The sequence below is a fragment of the Acinetobacter sp. ATCC 27244 genome (genome assembly GCF_000156555.1).
In the GTDB taxonomy this organism is placed as follows: domain Bacteria; phylum Pseudomonadota; class Gammaproteobacteria; order Pseudomonadales; family Moraxellaceae; genus Acinetobacter; species Acinetobacter haemolyticus.
This window is the reverse complement of the sequence record NZ_GG665956.1, coordinates 39,463-42,500: the sequence shown is the minus strand read 5'-3', so window position 1 is coordinate 42,500 and position 3,038 is coordinate 39,463. Positions and strand designations below refer to the sequence as shown.

Annotated in this window: 3 protein-coding genes and 1 pseudogene; 3 read left to right on the top strand and 1 reads right to left on the bottom strand. The window is 31.8% G+C overall.

Annotated features, from left to right (window positions below; all coding sequences use genetic code 11):
* Both HMPREF0023_RS09170 and HMPREF0023_RS09165 read left to right on the top strand, forming a co-directional pair.
* Positions 1–322, top strand: a pseudogene (locus tag HMPREF0023_RS09170) (ATP-dependent endonuclease); the annotation flags it as partial.
* Positions 323–326: 4 nt separating this feature from the next.
* Positions 327–2,090, top strand: coding sequence for a UvrD-helicase domain-containing protein (locus HMPREF0023_RS09165; RefSeq protein WP_008941927.1), 1,764 nt, complete (start codon positions 327–329; stop codon positions 2,088–2,090).
* 28 nt (positions 2,091–2,118) lie between these two features.
* Here HMPREF0023_RS09165 and HMPREF0023_RS16280 read toward each other — a convergent pair whose 3' ends face one another.
* A complete protein-coding gene (locus tag HMPREF0023_RS16280; protein WP_017395609.1) occupies positions 2,119–2,394 on the bottom strand; it encodes a hypothetical protein in 276 nt (91 codons plus the stop codon).
* Between the two features lie 392 nt (positions 2,395–2,786).
* Between HMPREF0023_RS16280 and HMPREF0023_RS09155 the strand changes: the two genes are divergently transcribed.
* The coding region (locus HMPREF0023_RS09155; protein WP_008941924.1) for a transposase at positions 2,787–3,038 on the top strand (252 nt) is incomplete at its 3' end.

The following is a 3,038-nucleotide window of genomic DNA, read 5'->3' as shown; positions in this document are numbered from 1 at the left end:
ATATGACATAGCAATGGAAGAAGATAATGCAAAAGTTATGGCTAAAATTATTTATGATCTTTGGCCATCGGAAGGAACTGTAAAAAAAGGCTTAAAGACAATATTTGAAGCTGATTACTCAAAAATTACTCTAGAAAATAAAGCAGACTATGCCTTTGAAATATTAAAAAGAATAGATGATGACAATATCGGTAAGGGGTATTTTGCTCAAATTTTAGCAGATAAAATTTCTTTAGGGGGAATTGAACTAAAAGTACCTCAATATATTGAAGATGCAATTCTTTGGGCTTGTTCATTAGAAAAATCTTCTAGTGAGGAATAGTTAGATGAAATTTACAGATGAACAACTCCATTATATTGAACGTACACAAATTACAGAGAATATTTTTTTAAATGCATGTCCTGGCAGTGGAAAAACTGAAACCATTGCTCAACGAGTAGCAAATGAAGTTGAAAGTTGGGCGAATTTTCCAAGTGGCATAGCTGTTCTATCTTTTACTAAAAGTGCTGCTAAAGAAATTGAACATCGAATTAAAGAAAAAATTGACAATAACACGACCTACCCACATTTCATTGGAACATTCGATAGCTTTATTTTAAAAAATATTGTGAATCCTCTTTCGAAAGATATTTCCAAATATGAAGGACATAATGGAGATTATTCATTTAAAGTAGTGAACTATGATTCACAGTTATTTTTTTTAACAAAGTATCCACATGGTTATCAAAAAATTTCAGGACATCATGTAGAAATTGATAACAGAACAGGACGTTTTAAATTTCATACGCCAAATAAAGATACAAACAGAGCTCTTAATGCTATGGTTTTAGAGCAATGGCAAAAAGATGATATTTATCGTGCGAAGAAAAAATGCCGTGATGCAGGTTTTCTAACTCATAAGGATATCGAATACCTTGCGGAATCAGCTCTTACCACTCGTACTGCAACACAGGATTATGCAAAAAAATTAGCAAAAAGATTTCAACTTATCATTGTTGATGAATGCCAAGATCTATCCTTTGAACAATTAAATATCTTAAAAGCCATGATGTTGAATGGAACAAAATTACATTTTGTTGGAGATTTAAATCAATCTATATATGAGTTTAGGGACGTTGATCCTAATGACATTATTAACTTTATAACTGACAATGGCTTTAGAGAAATTCAATTAACTAAAAACTTTCGAAGCTGTCAAAAAATTGTAAATATTGCTACAAATATTATGAAATCAGGTTCAATCGAAGCTGATTTCACATCACCCGAACAATCATGTTTTGTACTTCAGTATAAAGATTCACCTAGTGAAGTGATTTCTCAATTTAATGAACTAACCAAACAGTATAGCAATCGAGTTTTAGTAGCTAGAGGTCATCAAACTTTAAACCAGTTATCTATTGTGGATAGCACACCAGCGAAACCAGTTGAGTTCTTACTAAGCTCAATCTTGAATTTTGATGAGACAAGTTATACTTCAATCAATCAGTCACTTATTGATTTTTCAAAATATATTAAAGATAAGGTAAAGTTAGAAACAAAATCTAGTGATTATAATTGCCCTCAAATTATTGCATCAGAATTAGATTGGAGATTGTTCCTCCACAACTCTATCCAATATTTATTAAATCATGATTTACAATTAGATAGTTGTACATGGACAAATTGGTGCAAAAAAGTAAATGCTGTTGTTATTAATTTGTTTAAGCAAGAATTTGTACTCTCAGAGATTTATGAAGCATTAAAAAATTCTGACTTTAAAATTAGGTCTCCAAGTGGTAAAGCAACACACTGCATCTCTAACTATCACCGTAAAAATGATTCATTAGATATCAAATTCAGAAAATCAACTATTCATGGTGTTAAAGGTGAAACACATGAAGCTACCATGCTGATTTCAAATCCTACACGGAATGGAACTGGTACACATTGGTCTCATTGGATTGGAGATAAAACATCTGAAGCGGCAAGATTTGCTTATGTTGCATCATCAAGACCAAAGTATATTTTAGTCTGGTGTGTCAAAAAGCTAAAATCTTCTGAGCAGAAGGATTTAGAAAGTTTGGGGTTTGAAATATTGGATATAAAATAACTCATTGATATTTGATAGTTTATATGCATTATAGATGATCGTTTTCAGTTAAGTTTAAAAACATTTCATAAGCATGAGTATATGAAAAGTGATCGTCTCTTTTGCCCAAATGACATAAAGATTTTTCGATAAGTGCAACTTCGTCTATAAAAACAACATGTTTACAAGGTATAGCACGTACATATGCTTCAAAAAACTCTTTTACAGTAGGAGGTAGAAGCTGTAATTGGGGTAAATTAAAAACTTGACCTAATACCGTCAATGAACAAATCTTAAGATTTAAAAAATATCCCGAATAGCTCATATCAACAGCTTCGTTCAAGAACAAAATAAATACTGTTAGAGTATCTAAAGGATATTTTTAAGATAACTTTGTTAGTAATTCAAATATTTCACTATTTTTATAAAAAATTCGTTTTACAAACCTAAGTTCAAAAGAAGATCTTTCAGCTAAATGAAGAAAATGACGGCTAACTTCAGGGGCTAAGCTAAGTATGATTTTATCGGTCTCAATAGCAGAACGTGAATCAAAATTGAAAATATTCCAAATTGGATGATGAAACCAGATAGCAGTTTCTGGATACTTCAATACCACCATTTGTACACGTTCTGGTCTTGGAGAAGTGATCCTAGCCAAAATAATGGATGAACCGTACCGGGTTTGTCGGAGAGTCAATATTCTGAGAGACTATCCCGATGACAAAATTAAAATATACTCCTGAAATCAGAGAAAGAGCGGTTCAATTATTGATTGAATCTGAAAAAGATTATCCATCGAACTGGGCAGCAGTTTCCGCAATTGCTCCTAAAATTGGCTGTACTCCTGAAACTCTAAGTGTTTGGTATCAAAAATACTTAGATCAACAAAACCCAATTAAAGTACAGCAAATTTCAGATCAAGAACGTATTAAACAACTCGAACGTGAAAATAAAGAACTGCAACGTACG

What these genes read in the sequence shown, in the direction of transcription:
- HMPREF0023_RS09165 (WP_008941927.1), top strand. Translation starts at nt 327, where the DNA reads ATGAAATTTACAGATGAACAACTCCATTATATTGAACGTACACAAATT.
- HMPREF0023_RS16280 (WP_017395609.1), bottom strand. Translation starts at nt 2,394, where the DNA reads ATGAGCTATTCGGGATATTTTTTAAATCTTAAGATTTGTTCATTGACG.